19 protein-coding genes are annotated in these 17454 nt (G+C 69.0%); 7 read left to right on the top strand and 12 right to left on the bottom strand.

The window, feature by feature from the left end; genetic code table 11:
* Nucleotides 1-95: 95 nt before the first annotated feature.
* Nucleotides 96-413, top strand: a complete 318-nt coding sequence (locus tag OG976_RS06815; RefSeq protein ID WP_328359648.1) for an NIPSNAP family protein — start codon at nt 96-98, stop codon at nt 411-413.
* A gap of 26 nt (nt 414-439) precedes the next feature.
* Here OG976_RS06815 and OG976_RS06810 read toward each other — a convergent pair whose 3' ends face one another.
* The 6 genes from OG976_RS06810 to OG976_RS06785 all read right to left on the bottom strand — a co-directional run bounded on the left by OG976_RS06810 (nt 440) and on the right by OG976_RS06785 (nt 6772).
* Nucleotides 440-2122 (bottom strand): CocE/NonD family hydrolase, encoded by a 1683-nt coding sequence (locus tag OG976_RS06810; protein ID WP_328359645.1) that lies wholly within the window; start codon nt 2120-2122, stop codon nt 440-442.
* Nucleotides 2123-2141: 19 nt separating this feature from the next.
* Nucleotides 2142-2816: a methyltransferase family protein gene (locus OG976_RS06805; protein WP_328359642.1), complete on the bottom strand. Its 675-nt coding sequence runs from the start codon at nt 2814-2816 to the stop codon at nt 2142-2144.
* 10 nt (nt 2817-2826) lie between these two features.
* Complete coding sequence (locus OG976_RS06800; protein ID WP_328359639.1) at nt 2827-4437, bottom strand: ABC transporter permease; 1611 nt, start codon at nt 4435-4437, stop codon at nt 2827-2829.
* Complete coding sequence (locus tag OG976_RS06795; protein ID WP_328359636.1) at nt 4434-5342, bottom strand: ABC transporter ATP-binding protein; 909 nt, start codon at nt 5340-5342, stop codon at nt 4434-4436. The genes OG976_RS06800 and OG976_RS06795 overlap by 4 nt, the downstream gene beginning before the upstream one ends.
* A complete protein-coding gene (locus OG976_RS06790) occupies nt 5323-5985 on the bottom strand; it encodes a TetR/AcrR family transcriptional regulator (protein ID WP_328359633.1) in 663 nt (220 codons plus the stop codon). The genes OG976_RS06795 and OG976_RS06790 overlap by 20 nt, the downstream gene beginning before the upstream one ends.
* Nucleotides 5986-6106: 121 nt before the next feature.
* Nucleotides 6107-6772, bottom strand: a complete 666-nt coding sequence (locus tag OG976_RS06785; protein ID WP_328359630.1) for an O-methyltransferase — start codon at nt 6770-6772, stop codon at nt 6107-6109.
* Between the two features lie 220 nt (nt 6773-6992).
* On the opposite strand from OG976_RS06785, the gene sigE reads away from it, so the two are divergent.
* The 4 genes from sigE (at nt 6993) to tatB (ending at nt 10296) form a co-directional block, all read left to right on the top strand.
* Nucleotides 6993-7766, top strand: coding sequence for an RNA polymerase sigma factor SigE (gene sigE, locus OG976_RS06780; protein ID WP_328359627.1), 774 nt, complete (start codon nt 6993-6995; stop codon nt 7764-7766).
* A gap of 131 nt (nt 7767-7897) precedes the next feature.
* The gene (gene rseA / locus OG976_RS06775) at nt 7898-8299 is read left to right on the top strand and encodes an anti-sigma E factor RseA (protein ID WP_328359624.1); all 402 of its coding nucleotides are present in this window, start codon (nt 7898-7900) and stop codon (nt 8297-8299) included.
* 79 nt (nt 8300-8378) lie between these two features.
* Nucleotides 8379-9875, top strand: a complete 1497-nt coding sequence (gene htrA, locus OG976_RS06770) for a serine protease HtrA (protein ID WP_328359621.1) — start codon at nt 8379-8381, stop codon at nt 9873-9875.
* Nucleotides 9876-9879: 4 nt separating this feature from the next.
* Nucleotides 9880-10296 carry a Sec-independent protein translocase protein TatB gene (tatB, locus tag OG976_RS06765; RefSeq protein WP_328359619.1) on the top strand — a complete coding sequence of 139 codons (417 nt, stop codon included), beginning with the start codon at nt 9880-9882 and terminating at the stop codon, nt 10294-10296.
* 87 nt (nt 10297-10383) lie between these two features.
* Here the strand turns inward: tatB and OG976_RS06760 are convergent, their stop codons facing one another.
* The 4 genes from OG976_RS06760 to OG976_RS06745 all read right to left on the bottom strand — a co-directional run bounded on the left by OG976_RS06760 (nt 10384) and on the right by OG976_RS06745 (nt 14721).
* The gene (locus tag OG976_RS06760; protein WP_328359616.1) at nt 10384-11520 is read right to left on the bottom strand and encodes an Mrp/NBP35 family ATP-binding protein; all 1137 of its coding nucleotides are present in this window, start codon (nt 11518-11520) and stop codon (nt 10384-10386) included.
* A 36-nt stretch (nt 11521-11556) separates the two neighbouring features.
* Nucleotides 11557-12741 (bottom strand): lytic transglycosylase domain-containing protein, encoded by a 1185-nt coding sequence (locus tag OG976_RS06755; protein WP_328359613.1) that lies wholly within the window; start codon nt 12739-12741, stop codon nt 11557-11559.
* Between the two features lie 118 nt (nt 12742-12859).
* The gene (locus OG976_RS06750; RefSeq protein WP_328359611.1) at nt 12860-13417 is read right to left on the bottom strand and encodes a DUF1003 domain-containing protein; all 558 of its coding nucleotides are present in this window, start codon (nt 13415-13417) and stop codon (nt 12860-12862) included.
* Nucleotides 13414-14721, bottom strand: coding sequence for a magnesium transporter MgtE N-terminal domain-containing protein (locus tag OG976_RS06745; RefSeq protein WP_328359608.1), 1308 nt, complete (start codon nt 14719-14721; stop codon nt 13414-13416). The genes OG976_RS06750 and OG976_RS06745 overlap by 4 nt, the downstream gene beginning before the upstream one ends.
* A gap of 24 nt (nt 14722-14745) precedes the next feature.
* On the opposite strand from OG976_RS06745, the gene OG976_RS06740 reads away from it, so the two are divergent.
* Nucleotides 14746-15702, top strand: a complete 957-nt coding sequence (locus tag OG976_RS06740) for an HpcH/HpaI aldolase/citrate lyase family protein (RefSeq protein WP_328359605.1) — start codon at nt 14746-14748, stop codon at nt 15700-15702.
* On the opposite strand, the gene OG976_RS06735 is transcribed toward OG976_RS06740, so the two are convergent.
* Both OG976_RS06735 and OG976_RS06730 read right to left on the bottom strand, forming a co-directional pair.
* A complete protein-coding gene (locus OG976_RS06735; protein WP_328359602.1) occupies nt 15699-16142 on the bottom strand; it encodes a DUF4190 domain-containing protein in 444 nt (147 codons plus the stop codon). The genes OG976_RS06740 and OG976_RS06735 overlap by 4 nt on opposite strands.
* A 3-nt stretch (nt 16143-16145) precedes the next feature.
* Entirely contained in the window at nt 16146-16730 is a 585-nt protein-coding gene (locus OG976_RS06730; protein ID WP_442930439.1) for a DUF4190 domain-containing protein, read from the bottom strand.
* Between the two features lie 166 nt (nt 16731-16896).
* Between OG976_RS06730 and OG976_RS06725 the strand changes: the two genes are divergently transcribed.
* The gene (locus OG976_RS06725) at nt 16897-17427 is read left to right on the top strand and encodes a general stress protein (protein WP_328359596.1); all 531 of its coding nucleotides are present in this window, start codon (nt 16897-16899) and stop codon (nt 17425-17427) included.
* Nucleotides 17428-17454: the final 27 nt, after the last annotated feature.

The raw sequence follows: 17454 nt of genomic DNA, 5'->3' as shown, positions 1-17454 counted from the left end.
GGAACGGTCACACGTACAGGATGACGTGTCTTCGACCAACTGTGGCGCAGGGTTAGCGTTGGTGGCACGTATTCGCCAGAGGAACGGTCTTTCGAATGTTCGAACTCAGGACCTACACACTGCGGTCGCCGGACGCTGTGCAGCAGTATGCGACAGTGCACTGGCCGCGCCACGTGACGTCGTTGGCGGCCTTCGGCGTGGAAACCATCGGCGTCTGGACGCAACGATCCGGCGAGGTGCACCGTCTCGTCGCATTGGTCAGATACCCGTCCGGCGCTGACCCCGAACGCATCACGCACGAATTCATGGCGAGTCCGGAGTTCGCCGCCGATATGGCCGGCTTCAACGTCGACGACATCGTCGTGGTCGACGCGGTGCTGCTCGACGCGGCGCCGTGTTCACCGATTCAATAGCGATCCAAGGACATTCGCGCCGCCCCTCAGCCCGGGATGGCCGGCACCAACAGGTGCGCGTCGTGGGACGGTCCCCAGTGCAGAATGACGCGTCCATGCTTGGACGTGGGGTAGTTCGCGGGGAACTGTCCGGTCAACGGGTTACGCGGTGCCAGCCAGCGACCGGCCACCACCAGCCGCAGCTGCTCGCCGGCCCGAAACAGGGTGGCCGAATCCGCCAGGGCGATCTCGACGGCGACGACCTCGCCGGGCGCGACGGGCCGCGGTTCGGTGCAGGCCGGCACCGGCTGCCACGGGCGGGACTGCTGGGGGTCCAGCGCCCGCAGCGACACCCGCTGCCAGCCGGTCGCGACCCGGTCGCGGCCGTACCCGTAGGAACCTTCGAAGTCGACGACGCGGCCGTCTCGCAGCTTTTCGACGCCGACGAACAGGTCGGCGTCGGGCGCATCGCGGACCTCCACCCACAGCCGCGCCGCCATCGGCCCGCTGATCTCGGTGTCCTGCGGTGCGGTCCAGGTGAAACTCGCCGCCCCTGACCGGACGGTGAACTCGACGCTGCCCGGCCCTGTGGGCGCTTCGACGCTCAGTGCGCCCGGCCCGGCGAGGTGCAGGCGGCGCCAGTCCGTGCGCGCCAGCGGCCAACTGAGTTCCTCGCGAACCGAGGCGACGGTGTCGCGGTCCTCGCGGACTTCTAATCGCACTGTGCGCGAGGGTCTTTCGGATCCGGTGCCGTCGAGTGCGGAACGTAGGAACGCCAGCTGCGCTGCCCGGGCGGTTGCCGAGTAGTAGGTGGTCCACTTGCCGCCGCGGTGGGTGTAGAGATGCGCGACCCGCGAACTGGTCTGTTGGAAGGCGCGGATCGAGCCGCGGCTGTGCAGGTTGTGGTCGGAGAAGCTGCCGCACACCAGCATCGGCACGGTGATGGCCGACAGGTCAGGCACCAGGGACTGCCAGAATTCGTCGCGCAGCGGATGTTGGTCGCCCATCGCGATGATGTCGTAGCTCTGCCGGGTGGTGCGCTTGATCCCGGCCGCCCACATCCGGATGAATCCCTTCTCCCGCACGCCGCCCGGGAACGCGAGATCGCGGTAGGCGTCGGTGAATCCCTCCCACGGGATGATGGCCTTGAGTGCGGGCGGGCGCAGCGCGGCCACGGCGTATTGGGTGATGGCCAGGTACGACACCCCCGACATCGTCACCTTGCCGTCGCTCCAGGATTGTCCAGCGGCCCACTGCACGATGTCGTAGGTGTCCTCGGCCTCCTGCCGGCTCAGTAGCGTGCCGGTGCCTGCGGAGGTACCGCAGCCGCGCAGGTCGGCGTTGACCACCGCGAATCCCTGCGCCACCCACCACGCGGGATCCGGTGCTTCCCATGAGGTGTACGCCGAGAAGGTCACCGGACCCGGTTGGCGCAGCGCGCGAAACTGCGGCGAGAACGTCCACCTCCCGCGCCGGCGGTGGGGGAGGTTGTCCTTGCCGTACGGGTGGGCACACAGCAACACCGGCCGGCGTTTGTCGCCTGGTGGACGGAACACGTTGGCGCGCAGCACGGTTCCGTCGCGGGTCGGCACGGCGACGTCGCGCTCGACGACGATGTCGGGGGGAGGGTCGGTGACGGTGACCGGTGGGCGTATCGCGCGGTGCAGTCGCGTGGCCGCGTACCTCAGCCTGCCTGGCCGCCGCCACGGAGTGTATGCCTGCCCGGTCACGAGGTTCACCCTAGACGGCTCACCAGGCCAGCGGGATCAATCGGTAACGGACCCTGGCCATGTAGTCGCCATAGCCGGCCAGCTCCTCACGCAGCATGGTCTCCTCGTCGAGGATGCGGATCACCAACAGCGCCAGGACCACAGGCACGATCAGCAGCGCCCAGTAGGAGCCCAGGGCCAGCGGCATGCCGATCATCATCACCACGCTGGCCGAGTACATCGGGTGCCGCACGATGCCGTAGAGCCCAGAGGTGACGAGTGGCTGGCCGTCCTCGACGGTGATCGTGGCTGCGGCATAACGGTTTTGGACGACGACCAGCATGGCCCCACCCAGCCCGACGGCCACCATCGCAGCGCCGAGCACCGAGAGGGCAGCGGGCACACTCGACCAGCCGAACCGGTGGTCGGTGCTGGACAGCACGAGAATTCCGGTGAAACACACGATGATCCCCACCACCACGATCTTCTGCACCGTCCGGGTCTCGGCTGTGGGTCCGCCATGCATGCGGCGGTCGACGGTGGCCGGATCGACCCGCCCCAGATACAGCGTCGGAACCAGTGAGACCACCGCGAACACGCCCAGGAACAGCCAGCCCTGCCAGTAGTCCAGCGTGCCCGCGGGTGCGAAGAGCAACACCATGAACCCGGCCAGGCTGGCCACCGACGACAGTGTCACGCGCAGTGCATTCGGCATGGTCAACCCCCTATGCCGCGTCGCGGCGGCGGTAGAGCCACCCCGCGGTCAGCGTGATCCCGACGGCGATCGCGCTCATAACCCCCAGTGTCACAACGGAAACCGAGGACGGTGCGGTGGTCCGCCCCACCGGGGAGGCCTCGATCAGCCAGTGCGGCAGCCGCAGCAGGGCACCCAGATACAGGGCCGCCACCACGAAGGTGACCGCGATCCACCCGAGACCGGGGCGGCGCAGCGCCACCCCGAGTGCAGCGATCGACGCCACCACCGCCATCGCAGGCAGGAACGCCAGCGCCGCCAGGGTCAGCCGCAGGATTGTCTGCGGCTCGCCCAGGGTGAGGTCGGCACCGAGCCCGTTGCCCAGACCTGCGCACGCGAGCAGCACTGCCGCACCGGTGAGAGCCGCGCCCACCGCCGACAACAGCCACGCCCAGCGCGACACCGCACCGGCCAGTACCGCTTCGCCCAGCCCCGACTGCTCGTCGCGGCTGAGCCCGGCGATCACCGCCACCACGTATGCCGTCGTCGCCGCGGCCAGGAATTGGGTCATCGTCGTATACACGCCGTCGGTGCCCTCCGCGGAGAGCACCCGGGCGATCAACTCGTTGCCCCGCGCGGCCTCGAGCAACGACTTGGTCATCGAACCGAATACCGCGCCGGCCACCAGCAGGCCGACCGACCAGCCGATCGTCAACCCGCGGTGGGTCAGCAGCTGCAGGCCGAACACTCCGCCGACCGGCCGGGCACCGGGATGCTCGCTCACCGATGCCAGCACACCGTCGTCGTACTGCCGACGGCCCTCGAATACCAGGGCGGCACAGATCAATCCGGCGATCAGCAGCACCAGGAGGCCCAGCGGCCACCACCGCAGGGCCACGAATGGGCGCATCTGCTGCGCCCACGCGATGGGGGAACACCAGCTCAGTGCGCTGCCCGAGTTGTCGATCACGTCGCCGGCGCCGCGCACCAGCACCGCGGTGCCCAACGCCGCCATGGCCGCCGCAGTGGCGGTGCGGGCCTGGCGCCACAGCTGGGCGGTCAGCGCGGCCGCCGCTCCGAAGACCATCGCGACCGCGGTGACACCGAGGCACATCGCGGCGGTGTCGACGACGGCGAACCCCGTTGCTGCCATTGCCGCTGTCATCGTGGCGGCCAGTGTCAGGTTCACCGCGCCGACCAGGATCAGCGCTGCGGCGGTGCGGGCGTGGCGGCCGACGACCGAGGACACGATCAGCTCGGCGGCACCGCTGTCCTCCTCGGCGCGGGTATGCCGGATGACGGTGAGGATGGCCAGGATCGACGCCGCCACGATGAGCGTCAGCATCAGCTCGTTGGCCATCATGACGCCCAGGTCGGTCTGGTTGCCGTCGAACATGGGTCCGCCCAGCATGATTCCGGCCGGGGTCTTGAGCAGGTTGACGCGGGCCTGCCGTTGGGCCTCTTCGGGGTAGGCCAGCTTGATGCCGTTGGGCGCGTACACCATCAACAGGGTCAGCGCCGCGATCCACACCGATAGCCGCACCCGGTCGCGGCGCAGGGCGAAGCCGATCAGCGCCCGCACCCCGGACAGCGATGATTCCGGTGCGGCGTGGTGGCGGCCGGCGGTCGTGAGCGCGTTCATCGTTGCGCGCCTTGATATTCGCGCAGGAACAGGTCTTCCAGGGAGGCGGGTGCCACGGTCAGGTCGACGATGCCCAGCCGGGTCAGCCCCGCCATCGTCGGGTCCAACTGCTCACGGTCGACCGAGAACCGCACCTGCCCGTCACGGAACTCCGCGCCGTGCACCCCCGGCCAGCCGCGTACCGCCACGGCGTTCCCGCGGGTCCGGGCCGTCACGGTGGTGCGCATCAGGTGACGCAGCTGGGCCAGCGAGCCGGACTGCACGGTGCGGCCCGCGCGGATGATCGTCACCGTGTCACACAGCTTTTCCACCTCGGCCAGGATGTGACTGGACAGCAGGACTGCGGCGCCGCGCCCGGCGACCTCCTCGACGCAGTGTGCAAAAGCCTGCTCCATCAACGGGTCCAGGCCGGAGGTCGGCTCGTCGAGGATGTAGATGTCGGCGTCGGTGGCGAATGCCGCCACCAGGGCGACCTTCTGGCGGTTGCCCTTGGAGTAGGTGCGGGACTTCTTGTGCGGGTCGAGTTCGAAGCGTCCGATCAGCTGGTCGCGACGGCGCGGGTCGGCACCGCCGCGCAGCCCGCAGAGGAAGTCGATGGCCTGGGCCCCGGTCAGGTTGGGCCACAGGGTCACGTCGCCGGGCACGTAGGCGACCCGCCGGTGTAGTTCGACAGCGTCGCGCCACGGGTCGCGGCCCAGCAGGTGCACGCTGCCGCCCTCGGCGCGCAACATGCCCAGCAGCACCCTGATCGTCGTCGACTTGCCTGCGCCGTTGGGGCCGAGGAATCCGGCGACCGAGCCGGCCCGGACCACCAGGTCCAGGCCGTCGAGTGCCCGGGTGCGACCGAAAGTCTTGACCAGACCGTGGATCTCCACGGCCGCGGTGTCAGTGCGAGCTGTCCCCATGGCTGTCTCCTGAGCTGGGTGGAACTAGATCTTCCTGTGCGGCAAAGGCTTCCAACATCGTGGAGTCGGTGAGCAGGCCCTCGGTGAATACCTCCAGGGCGGGCATCATCATGTCGTTGCTGTAGTCCCGCAGGACGGCGCGCAGATCGGCCGGGTTGCCGTGCAGTTGCAGGTACAGCAGGAACGCCCCGCCGCCGGCCATCGCCAGGTATTTGGCGCGCCCGGCGGGGTCGCGGCTGGGCCGGATGGTCCCGGCCCGGACCCCGTCTTCCAGATAGCTCTCGACGTTGGCGATCATGGTCTGCCACAGGTGGCGGGCCAGTTCCCCGCCGGTCTGCATACTGCGCACCAGGTAGGCCATCAGCGGCGCATACGACTCGATCTCGGCGACCTGCGCCAGCCAGCTGGCCGCATCGGTGCTCTGGATGGCCTGTGACTTGTCGCTGCGGATCTCCTCGGCGATGTAGTCGTCACAGACCTTGCGCAGCCCGTCTTTGGACCCGAAATGGTGGATCACCAGGCCGGGACTCACCCCGGCGGCTTCGGCGATCGCGCGCACGCCGACGTCGAACCCGCGCGAGCCGAACAACTCGATGGCGGCATCGCGGATCCGGGCCACCGTCGTCAGGTCCGCTGAACGCATGTTTAGTATGCTAAACACTTGTTCAATCAGCGGTCAAGGGGGTAGCCGCGAGCGTGCGTGTCGGCACGGTGACACGCCGCGGATGCGTGCACCAGATGCACGCTCGGCGCAAAGGGAAATGTCAGTCGCGCGCGGCGATGAGAATGCCGTCGCCCAACGGCACCAGCACGGGGGTGAGCCGCTCGTCCTCGGCGATCAGCCGGGCCGCCTCGCGTACCGCGGCCACTTCGGCGTCATTGGCCGCCGGGTCACCGGCCCGGCCGCCCAGTGCGGCGCGATGCAGGACGATCACGCCGCCGGAGCGCAGCAGCCGGATGCCCTCGACCACGAAATCAGCCTGGTCGCTCGGGGCGGCGTCGATGAACACCAGGTCGTAGGACCCGTCGGCCAGCCTGGTCAGCACGTCCTGGGCGCGCCCGGCGATCAACCGGGTGCGCGACGGGCCGATACCGCCCTCGGAGAACGCCTGCTTGGCGATGCGCTGATGCTCGGGTTCGATGTCGATCGTCGTGAGCACGCCGTCCTCGCGCATGCCCGAGAGCAGCCAGAGCCCGCTGACCCCGGCGCCGGTGCCCACCTCCACGACGGCTTTGCCGCCCGACAACCGTGCCAGCACGCTGAGGAGGGCGCCCACGGCCGGTGTCACCGCACCCGCGCCGGCGTCGACGGCGCGTTCCCGGGCAGCGGCGACGATGACGTCCTCGGAGATCGATCCCTCGGCATGCGCGAGAATCCGATCGGCCTTGCTCGGCTCCCGCTGGCCTGAATTGTCGTCGGTGGTGGCCATTCTCAGCAGCGTAGAGCCAACTCGAGCCCCGCGTGGGCAGGCGCGCCCGGCCCGGGGACCGGCGCTGATGCGATCTCCGACACGCCGATGCTGGTGAGCGCACAGGAACCTCGCAGGCCCAAGCATCGGCCCAGCGCACAAAAGGTAACGAAAGTATTTCTCAGAGCTAGCTCAGTTTGCTCACATCCTCCCCACACCGCGATGGGGAACGGTAGCGGGCATGGAACACCGGGAACGCTGGACGGGGAATACGCCCGAGGGCGCTCGTGTTGTGCAGCGTGATGCGTGTGATGGCAGTCAGCCGTTGTCGCAGATCTACCAGGAGGATCCCACGACCACCACATTGACGGCCCCGACGAGCATGGCCCATTTGGAGCAGCTCGCTGATGCTGAGTGGGTCGAACCGTCCGAGGACTTGCAGGGCACCGCGGTGTTCGACGCAACGGGCGATCGGGCGGCCATGCCGTCCTGGGACGAGTTGGTGCGTCAGCACGCCGATCGGGTCTACCGCCTGGCCTACCGCCTGTCGGGCAACCAGCAGGACGCCGAGGACCTGACGCAGGAGACCTTCATCCGGGTGTTCCGCTCGGTTCAGAACTATCAGCCGGGCACCTTCGAGGGCTGGCTGCACCGCATCACCACCAACCTGTTCCTGGACATGGTCCGTCGCCGTGGCCGCATCCGGATGGAGGCGCTGCCCGAGGACTACGACCGGGTGCCGGCCGACGAGCCCAACCCCGAGGAGATCTACCACGACTCGCGGCTGGGTCCCGACCTGCAGAATGCGCTCGACTCGCTGCCGCCGGAGTTCCGTGCCGCCGTGGTCTTGTGCGATATCGAAGGTCTGTCCTACGAGGAGATCGGCGCCACGCTCGGAGTGAAGCTCGGTACCGTGCGCAGCCGCATCCACCGCGGACGCCAAGCGCTGCGGGATTACCTGGCCACCCACTCCGGACAGCGGAGCATCAGCGACTTCACCGCCGAATCGGCTTGACGCTTCCGCGGCGCCGGTCCATCGGGACTAGCGCCTCAAGTGGTCGTCACGGCATGTCATTCACGGGTTCGCGCGCTACATTCGACCTAGCGCCGCGAAACTTCGACGCGATCTCAGGAAGGGAGCCGGTGATGGTCGACCGTGGACACATGTTCCGTCGGGCCTTCTCCTGGCTTCCCGCCCAGTTCGCGTCGCAGAGTGACGCGCCGGTCGGCGCCCCGCGCCAATTCGGTTCCACCGAGCACCTGTCGACCGAGGCGATCGCCGCCTACGTCGACGGCGAACTGCGGATGAAGTCGTATCTGCGCGCGGCGCATCACCTGTCGCTGTGCCCGCAGTGCGCCGCCGAGGTCGACGGCCAGAGCCAGGCTCGGGAGGCGTTGCGGGACTCCTGCCCGATCAGCACTCCCACCAGCTTGTTGGGCCTGCTGTCGCAGATTCCGCATTCCGCACCCGAGGAGCCGGCCCCGCCGCCGGGACTCGCCGAGCAGTTAGCTGACGGCACGCCTCGTGACCGTCGTAAGCGCCGGTAGGGTGGATGTGACAGCGAGCAGCGAGGTGCTCGGTCCCGTAGCACGCGTTCTCTTCTGAGCGCCTGGATAGAGGTTGAACTTGAGCCCCAATCAGGACAGTTCCGGCAGCAGCCCCCGCCTGGCCCCGCGCCCGATCTCGCGTCCTCCGGTCGATCCGCAGGCCACCAGCACCTTCGGCCGCCCCAAGGGTGTCGACGGATCGTTCGTAGCCGAGGAACTGCGTCCCGCCAAGTTCCGCGGTGAGGTGGATTTCACGCCGAAGAACAAGTCGTCGGACCCGGTCCTGCAGGAGGCGTTCTCCCGTCCCTATCCCGGCGGTGAGTCGCTGCAGCGCCATCCCGCCGACGCCGGGGCGCTCAACGCCGGTCCCGAGGGTCCCGAGGAGCCCGACGATCCGTGGCGCGATCCCAACGCGCCCGCGGCGCTGGGCACACCCGCCGTCGACAGGCCGATGCCCGTCGCGGTCTCCGGCCCGACCGGCAAGCTCGGGGTGCGCGACGTCCTTTTCGGCGGCCGGGTGTCCTATGTCGCGTTGGCCATCCTGGGCATCACCGCCCTGCTGATCGGTTTGGTCGGCGGCTGGGTCGGGCGTAAGACGGCCGAGGTCGTCGAGGCGTTCACCACCTCCAAGGTCACCCTGTCCACCGACGCCAACAGTGAGGTGCCGGTCGGGCGGTTCGCGAAGGTGGCCGCGTCGGTCGCCGACTCCGTCGTCACCATCGAGGCGGTCAGCGCCGACGAGGGTGCCCAGGGCTCCGGCGTCGTCGTCGACGGCCGCGGCTACATCGTCACCAACAACCACGTCATCTCCGACGCCGCCCAGAACCCAGGCAAGTTCAAGACGACGGTGGTGTTCAACGACGGCAAGGTGGTGCCGGCCAACCTCGTGGGACGCGACCCCAAGACCGACCTGGCCGTGCTCAAGGTCGACAACGTCGACAACCTCACCGTCGCCAAGTTCGGTGACTCCGACAAGGTTCACGTCGGCGACGAAGTGATCGCCGCGGGCGCTCCGCTGGGCCTGCGCAGCACCGTCACGTCCGGCATCATCAGCGCCCTGCACCGGCCGGTCCCGCTGTCCGGGGAAGGATCCGACACCGATACCGTCATCGACGCCATCCAGACCGACGCGTCGATCAACCACGGCAACTCCGGTGGCCCGCTGATCGACATGAACTCCGAAGTGATTGGCATCAACACTGCCGGAAAGTCGTTGTCGGACAGCGCAAGTGGCCTGGGCTTCGCCATCCCGGTCAACGAGGTCAAGGAGACCGTCGAGACGCTGATCAAGGACGGCAAGATCGCTCACCCGACGCTGGGCCTGTCGGCGCGCTCGGTCAGCAACGACCTCGCCCAGGGTGCCCAGGTGGCCAACGTCAAGGCGGGCGGACCCGCCGAGAAGGCCGGCATCCTGGAGAACGACGTGGTGGTCAAGGTCGGCAACCGCACGGTGGCCGACGCCGACGAATTCGTGGTCGCGGTGCGTCAGCTCAAGATCGGCCAGGACGCCCCGATCGAGGTCATGCGCGACGGCCGCAAGGTCGTGCTGACGGTGAACCCCGCGCCGGACAACTGACGCGATGTTCGCCAATGTCGGGTGGGGCGAGATGCTGCTGCTCGTGGTCGTGGGTCTGGTGATCCTGGGCCCCGAGCGGTTACCTGATGCCATCCGGTGGACGTCGAACACGCTGCGCCAGGCCCGTGATTACATCAGCGGAGCCACCAGCCAGCTGCGTGATGACCTCGGCCCGGAGTTCGACGATCTGCGTCAGCCCCTCAGTGAGCTGCAGAAGCTGCGCGGAATGACACCGCGCGCCGCGCTGACCAAACATCTGCTCGATGGCGACGACTCCTGGCTCACCGAGGCCTTCCAGCCGCCGACCGAGACCCCGTCAGGGGAGAAGCCGCACAGCGCACCGCCGCCGGCGGCCATGCCGCCCCGGCCCGAGCCGCTGCCGCCCGGCACGCCTGCACCGTTCGACGCCGACGCCACCTGAGGGCGCCGCCGAGTCTGGGGTCAGCGCATCGATTCTGCGGTGAGCGCGCCCAATCATCGAGACATCACGCGCTGTGCGCAGAATCGATCAGCCGTGGCGGGTGGTGTCCAGGCCCAGCGACATCCCGGCCAGTCCACGACGGCGCGCCGACAGCTTGTCGGCAACGCCGCGCAGCTCCTTGCCTGCCGCCGAGTCCGGCGCCGACAAGACCAGCGGCACACCGCAGTCGCCGGCGGTAACCAGGGCCGGATCGAGCGGAATCTGGCCCAGTAGAGGCACATCCGCGCCGACCGCGCGGGACAGCCGCTCGGCGACCTGACGGCCGCCGCCCTCGCCGAAGATCTGCATCGTGGTGCCGTCGGGGAGTAGGAGCCCGGACATGTTCTCGACCACGCCGACGATGCGCTGGCGGGTCTGCAGGGCGATCGCGCCGGCCCGCTCGGCGACCTCGGCGGCGGCCAGTTGCGGGGTGGTGACGACGACGATCTCTGCACCCGGGATCAGCTGTGCCACCGAGATCGCCACGTCGCCGGTCCCCGGCGGCAGGTCCAGCAGCAGCACATCCAGGTCACCCCAGTACACGTCGGCGAGGAACTGCTGCAGCGCCCGGTGCAGCATCGGCCCGCGCCACACCACCGGCGCGTTGCCCTGGGTGAACTGGGCGATCGAGATCACCTTCACGTCGTGGGCGACCGGCGGCAGGATCATCGACTCGACCTGAGTCGGGCGGTCGGTGGTGCCCATCATCCGCGGCACCGAGTGGCCGTAGATATCGGCGTCGAGCAGGCCGACCGACAGCCCGCGGGCGGCCATCGCAGCCGCCAGGTTGACCGTCACGCTGGACTTGCCGACCCCGCCCTTGCCCGAGGCCACCGCGTAGACGCGGGTCAGCGAGCCCGGCTGGGCGAACGGGATCACCGGCTCGGCGGCGTCGCCGCGCAGCATCTTGCGCAGTTCGGTGCGCTGCTCGTCGTTCATCACGTCGAGGGTGACGGTGACGGCGCCGGTACCCGGCACGTCGGCGACGGCCCGGCTCACCTGCTCGGTGATCTCGGTCTTCTTCGGGCAGGCCGAGGTGGTCAGGTAGATCTCGACGTGGACCGCGCCGTCGGCGCCGGCCGTCACGCTCTTGACCATGTTCAGTTCGGTGATCGGGCGGCGTAGCTCCGGGTCGATCACCTTGCCGAGGGCAGCACGGACAGCGGTTTCAAGTTCTGCAGACATCGAGGCCGAGTCTACGGTCGCGCCACCAGCCCGTGGTTAGGCGGCCGGTCCGGGCAGCGCCCCGTACGCCGGCGGCAGCGGTGCCGCAGGCTCGGGAGCGGGCTCGGCAGCAGGCGGCGGTGGCGGCATCCACGGCGCCTGCCACGGGGGCGGCGCGTCAGCGGGAGCTTGTGGGGCTGCTTCCGGCGCCGGGGTGGCGATCGCAGAACCCATGCAGATCACCTGGCACGGCGCCTGCCCGGGAAGCATGCCGGCAGGTCCGGGCAGCGGGCCGGTGAGCAGCTGGCCGGCGGTCTCGGTGTTGCCGAAGTTGACCAGCGGCATCTGGGCCAGCGGATCCGACGACGGCAGGCCGATCGCGTTGAGCGGCATACCGGGTCCCAGGCCCTCCGGGTTCTCCAGGTGCGCGTCGGCCAGGGCAGGGACGGGCCCGACGATCGGCGGCAGGGCTACAGGTTCGACGCCGGTGGCGTACGCGCCGGCCCAGCCCATCACGTTCTGGGCGTAGGCCATGGAGTTGTTGTAGCGCAGGATCGCGGTCAGCACCTGCGACTGGTTGCGCAGGTTCAGGCCGCCGCTGCACAGGTAGCGGGCTGCGCCAAGGGCGGCGTCGTAGACGTTCTGCGGGTCGGCCTTGCCGTCGCCGTCGCCGTCGGAGGCGTACCGCGACCAGGTGCCCGGCAGGAACTGCATCGGACCCATCGCCCGCGCGTACTCCGCCCGCCCGGCCTGCACGGTCTGCACGATCACCTCGTTGCCGGGCAGCGTGCCGTCCAGCGCCGGCCCGTAGATCGGGGTGACGGCCGTGCCGCGCGAATCGGTGGCGCCGCCGTTGGCGTGCATGGACTCGATGCGGCCGATCCCGGCGAGCAGGTTCCAGCTGATGCCGCAGCCGGGCGCGGCCTTGGCCATCATCGTCTCGGCATTGCGATAGGCGGCCAGCGCGACCGCCGGAATCCGCATGGCGCCAGGGGAGTTCACCACGATCGACGGCGGCGGTGCGGACACGGTGGCCGCGGCGACCCGGAAGTTGGTGGGCTGTTTTGTCAGTGCGACGACGGTGACGCCGGAGGTGTCCTGCTGCGAGGAGGACACGGCGGCCAGCGGGGTCACATCGGCGCCGTAGACGGGTGCGCTCTGGCGGCCGGGGGCGGCGCCGACGGCGCCGGCGAGGACGATCGGCGTGAGCATCGCGATACCGAAAACGGGGGTCCGCACCATGCGGCCCACGCGGTTGCCTATGCCCACTCTTCCGTCCTAAACAGAAAATCTCCGTGCCTGTGAACCAAGTCACCATACATACCTTCGTGACCCCAGTGGTATCCAATGGTCACCTTGGTCACGAACCAGGTTCCTCGTGGTCGGACTCGTTTACCGGCCTGGCTTTCTTCGCTTTGTCCTTTTTGAGCTTGCCACCGTTGTCCGCCTGCAGCGTTTCCAGCAACTCCCGGATCTCCTCCAGTTCGCGCCTGAGGTAGTCGCGGGTGGCCACTTCGCCGACCGCGAGTCGTAGCGCGGCAAGCTCACGGGCGAGGAACTCGGTGTCGGCCTTCGTCTGCTGGGCTCGCCGGCGGTCTTCTTCCAGCGACACCTTGTCGCGGTTCTCCTGCCGGTTCTGCGCCAGCAGGATCAGCGGCGCGGCGTAGGCCGCCTGGGTGGAGAAGGCGAGATTGAGCAGGATGAAGGGATAGGGGTCCCACCGCAGGCTGACGGCGAACAGGTTCAGCCCGATCCAGACGATGACGAGGATGGTCTGCCAGGCCAGGTAGCGGCCGGTGCCCAGGAACCGGGCGATCGATTCGCTGAACCGCCCGACGGCCTCCGGGTCGACGGTGAAGCCCAGTCGGCGGCCGGTGCGCGGGGTGTCGAGGCGCTGGCGCGCCGACAGTTCACTCATGTCCGGCGCTCCGAGCCGGTCAGCTGATCGGGAAAGTGCGGCTCCTCGTAGTCATCGCGCCAGTCATGAGGCAGCAGATGGTCGAGGACGTCGTCGACGGTGACGGCGCCGAGCAGGTGGTTCTCCTCGTCGACCACGGGACCGCACACCAGGTTGTAGGCGGCGAAGTAGCGGGTCAGCGCTCCCAGCGAGGTGGTCGGTGTGAGGCTGGGCAGGTCGGCGTCGAGGATGCCGCTGACCAGGTTGGCAGGCGGTTCGCGCAGCAGCGCCTGCAGGTGCACGCAACCCAGATAGCGCCCGGTCGGAGTGGCGGTCGGCGGACGCACCACGAACACCAGCGATGCCAGGGCCGGGGTGAGGTCGGGGTCGCGGACCCGGGCCAGCGCTTCGGCGACGGTGGTGTCGGGGGCCAGCACCACCGGCTCAGAGGTCATCAGACCACCCGCGGTGTCCGGCGAGTGGGCCAGCAGCCGGCGCACCGGCTCGGAGTCCTCGGGGTCCATCCGGCGCAGCAGCGCCTCGGCCTCGGTCGGGTTCATCACACCCAGAAGGTCCGCCGCGTCGTCGGGGTCCATGGCCTCGAGCACGTCGGCGGCGCGCTCGGTGTCGAGCTGCATCAGCAGCACGGACTGGTCGTCCTCGGGCAGCTCCTGCAGGATGTCGGCCAGCCGCTCGTCGTCGAGGGCGTTGATCACCTCGGTGCGGCGCTTGGCAGGCAGGTCGCGGATCGCGTCGGCCACCGCGATGGGGCGTTGGCCTTCGAACTGATGCAGCAGCTGGGCAACGCCCTGGCCGGGCATCGCCAGTGCCGATGGGGTGAGCCCCTGCACGTTCTGCCAGTCCGCCACATGGACCGTGGAGCGGCGGCCGAGCCGGCGCATGCTGCGCACCGCGACTCGGGTCACCACCCAGTCGCGGGTGCGGGTCTGTTCGATGCCCAGGTCGACGACCACCACGTCGACGTTGGCCAGCTGCGGCAGTTCGGGATCGGTGACCCGGACCCGGGTGTCGAGGACCTGGCCCAGGACCAGCACCTCGCCCGGGCGCTGGGCGAAACGGCGTAGCGACACGTTGCCGGTGGTGAGCGTGACGGCGTTGGGCTCGATCGCGGTGACGCGCAGAATTGGAACGAAAATCCTTCTGCGCGTGAGCAATTCAACGACCAGGCCGAGCACGCGGGGTTGTTGGCGCACGATGCTGATGCTGACCAAGACATCCCGCACGCGACCGAGGGATTCACCGTCCGGGCCGAGGACCGCCATACCTGCGAGCCGCGCCGCGTACACCCTGTTCACCGACGCCATGCTTGAAAGAGTAGGAGTGTAGGCGTGGATAACGCGTATCGACCCCGTAGAACGTGCCTTTCGGTTCCGGGGAGCAACGTGAAGATGATCGAGAAGGCCAAGGGGTTGGCCGCTGACGAGGTGTTCCTGGACCTCGAGGATGCCGTCGCACCAGATGCCAAGGCGCAGGCCCGCACCCAGGTTGCCGCGGCGCTGGCCGGCCCCGGCTGGTCGGGCCAGCTGCGCGGGGTCCGGGTCAACGACTGGACCACACCGTGGACCTACACCGATGTCATCGACGTGGTGTCGGCAGCCGGTGCGCACCTGGACGTGATCGTGTTGCCGAAGGTGACCGACGCCAGCCATGTCCACGCCCTGGACCTGTTGCTGACCCAGCTCGAGCGCACCCACGGTCTGCCCATCGGCCGCATCGGCGTCGACGCCCAGATCGAGGACGCCAGGGGACTGCGCAATATCGACGCGATCGCGGCCGCACCCCGGGTTCAGGCGCTGGTGCTCGGCCCGGCCGATCTGATGGCCAGCCTCAACATGCGCACGTTGGTGGTCGGGGAGCAACCGGAGGGCTACGACGTCGGCGACGCCTACCACCACGTGCTGATGACGATCCTCATTGCCGCCCGGGCAGCCGGGGTGGCCGCGGTCGACGGGCCGTATCTGAAGGTGCGCGACGTCGAGGCGTTCCGCCGGGTGGCCGGCCGCTCGGCCGCGCTGGGGTACGACGGTAAATGGGTGCTGCATCCCGACCAGATCGCGGCGGGCAATGAGATCTTCTCGCCGCGCCAGCAGGAGTACGACCACGCCGAACTCATCCTCGAGGCCTACGAGTGGCACACCTCGTCGGCAGGCGGCGCCCGCGGCGCGGTGATGCTCGGCGAGGAGATGCTCGACGAGGCCAGCCGCAAGATGGCGTTGGTGATCGCCGGGAAGGGTCGCGCCGCCGGGATGACGCGCCAGGGCGAGAGGTTCGTCCCGCCGGCCTAATAGTTGGTATAGGTGCTGCTGCTGGCGACGATGAACACCATGAAGACGATGTAGAGCAGCACCAGGGCCACGATCGCCGAGCCGATCGCCACTCCGGCCACGGCGAGGCCGAAGCCGTCCTGTCCGGTGCGCTTGGTTTCCCGCATCGCGATGATGCCCAGCACCACCCCGGCGATCGAGGGCAGGCCGCAGAACACCAGCCCGGCCAGCGAGCACACCAGCGCGGCGATGGCTTTGCCGTTGGTGCCGGGCGGTTTGAGCGGCCGGTACGGGTCGTACGGGTCGCCGGCATACGGCGGGTAGGGGTAGGCGCCGGGAGGTGGGTACGGCGGTGGGTATGGCGGCGGATACACCGGGGGTGGCATCGGCGGGTAGTTCGCCGGATAGTCCACCGGGGCGTAGGGGTCAGGCGCGTCGCCCTCGAAGGTTGGGTTTGTCATGGGTCAGCGGAGGGCGTAGATGCCCCAGATCATGCTGATGATCAGCGACGCGACGCCGACGACGATGCCGGCGATGGCCAGGCCGTGACCGCCCTGACGAGTCTGCTTGATCTGGTTGAGCGCGACGATCCCGAGCACGATCCCGATGATCGACCCGATGCCGCACAGCAATCCGACGACCGATGCGACCAGCGAGCCGATGGCAAAGGTGTTGGTGCCCGTCGGCGGGGCGGGATAGCCGGCGGGATAGTCCGACGGGTTGTAGCCGCCGCCCGGATAATGCGGGGCGCCGTAGGGCTGCTGGGGTGGCGGGGGAGGCGGCGGATAACCCGGCGGGCTGTAGCCACCCGGGGGTGGATAGCCCGGTTGCGGGGCGTAGCCAGGCGGCGGGTAGTTCGGCGGCGGATAGTTCGGGGGCGGGTAGCCGCCCGGAGCCTCGAAGCCGGTGTAAGGCGGCGCAGCCGGGGCGTCGAAACCGGGTGAAGCCGGGCTCTCCTCGATGGGCGGGGCCTCGTAGGTGCCTTCGGAAAGGCCCTGCTCGCCCTCGTTCTGCGGCTTTTCGCCGGAGTCGCCGCCGGAAGCTGTCATGCTGTTCAACCTAGCGTATGTGCTGGTGGAACGTGGCTGGCTCGCCAGGGTGTCCCCCTGCCGGGCACCATCGTCGGCCGCACGTCGTTGAACAGCTAGCGGGCGTCTCGGCGCCCGCAGGGCCACCATGTGACAGACCACCCGCATGACAGGAGAATGAGGACTCATGACCAGCCCCTTCTCGCCCGGACAGAATCCCGGCGTGACCCCCGCAGGCGCCGCGGCGGGCACCCGCCGCGGCCCCGTCGGTTTGCCGACGCCGCCGAAAGGCTGGCCGATCGGCTCCTATCCCACCTACGCCGAGGCGCAGAAGGCCGTCGACTATCTGTCCGACCAGCAATTCCCGGTCCAGCAGGTGACCATCGTCGGCGTCGACCTGATGCAGGTGGAGCGCGTCACTGGCCGCCTGACGTGGCCCAAGGTGCTCGGCGGCGGCGTCATCACCGGTGCGTGGCTCGGTATCTTCATCGGCCTGGTGCTGGGTTTCTTCAGTCCCAACCCGTGGGCGTCGCTGATCACCGGCCTGGTCGCCGGTGTGATCTTCGGGTTGATCACCTCCGCGGTGCCCTACGCGATGGCGCGCGGCACGAGGGACTTCAGCTCGACCATGCAATTGGTGGCGGGACGCTACGACGTGCTCTGCGACCCCGCCAACGCCGAGAAGGCCCGGGACCTGCTGGCGCGCTTGACGATCTAACGGGGTCACGATTGCGCCGCATGCGGC

It is taken from the genome of Mycobacterium sp. NBC_00419 (assembly GCF_036023875.1).
Classification (GTDB): domain Bacteria; phylum Actinomycetota; class Actinomycetes; order Mycobacteriales; family Mycobacteriaceae; genus Mycobacterium.
This window is presented reverse-complemented; position numbering and strand designations above follow the sequence as displayed.

Bases quoted from the DNA above. Each gene is read 5' to 3' on its own strand.
- OG976_RS06815 (WP_328359648.1), top strand. From the start codon at position 96: ATGTTCGAACTCAGGACCTACACACTGCGGTCGCCGGACGCTGTGCAG.
- OG976_RS06805 (WP_328359642.1), bottom strand. From the start codon at position 2,816: ATGCCGAATGCACTGCGCGTGACACTGTCGTCGGTGGCCAGCCTGGCC.
- OG976_RS06800 (WP_328359639.1), bottom strand. From the start codon at position 4,437: ATGAACGCGCTCACGACCGCCGGCCGCCACCACGCCGCACCGGAATCA.
- OG976_RS06795 (WP_328359636.1), bottom strand. From the start codon at position 5,342: ATGGGGACAGCTCGCACTGACACCGCGGCCGTGGAGATCCACGGTCTG.
- OG976_RS06790 (WP_328359633.1), bottom strand. From the start codon at position 5,985: ATGCGTTCAGCGGACCTGACGACGGTGGCCCGGATCCGCGATGCCGCC.
- OG976_RS06785 (WP_328359630.1), bottom strand. From the start codon at position 6,772: ATGGCCACCACCGACGACAATTCAGGCCAGCGGGAGCCGAGCAAGGCC.
- sigE (WP_328359627.1), top strand. From the start codon at position 6,993: ATGGAACACCGGGAACGCTGGACGGGGAATACGCCCGAGGGCGCTCGT.
- rseA (WP_328359624.1), top strand. From the start codon at position 7,898: ATGGTCGACCGTGGACACATGTTCCGTCGGGCCTTCTCCTGGCTTCCC.
- tatB (WP_328359619.1), top strand. From the start codon at position 9,880: ATGTTCGCCAATGTCGGGTGGGGCGAGATGCTGCTGCTCGTGGTCGTG.
- OG976_RS06760 (WP_328359616.1), bottom strand. From the start codon at position 11,520: ATGTCTGCAGAACTTGAAACCGCTGTCCGTGCTGCCCTCGGCAAGGTG.
- OG976_RS06755 (WP_328359613.1), bottom strand. From the start codon at position 12,741: ATGGTGCGGACCCCCGTTTTCGGTATCGCGATGCTCACGCCGATCGTC.
- OG976_RS06750 (WP_328359611.1), bottom strand. From the start codon at position 13,417: ATGAGTGAACTGTCGGCGCGCCAGCGCCTCGACACCCCGCGCACCGGC.
- OG976_RS06745 (WP_328359608.1), bottom strand. From the start codon at position 14,721: ATGGCGTCGGTGAACAGGGTGTACGCGGCGCGGCTCGCAGGTATGGCG.
- OG976_RS06735 (WP_328359602.1), bottom strand. From the start codon at position 16,142: ATGACAAACCCAACCTTCGAGGGCGACGCGCCTGACCCCTACGCCCCG.
- OG976_RS06730 (WP_442930439.1), bottom strand. From the start codon at position 16,730: ATGACAGCTTCCGGCGGCGACTCCGGCGAAAAGCCGCAGAACGAGGGC.
- OG976_RS06725 (WP_328359596.1), top strand. From the start codon at position 16,897: ATGACCAGCCCCTTCTCGCCCGGACAGAATCCCGGCGTGACCCCCGCA.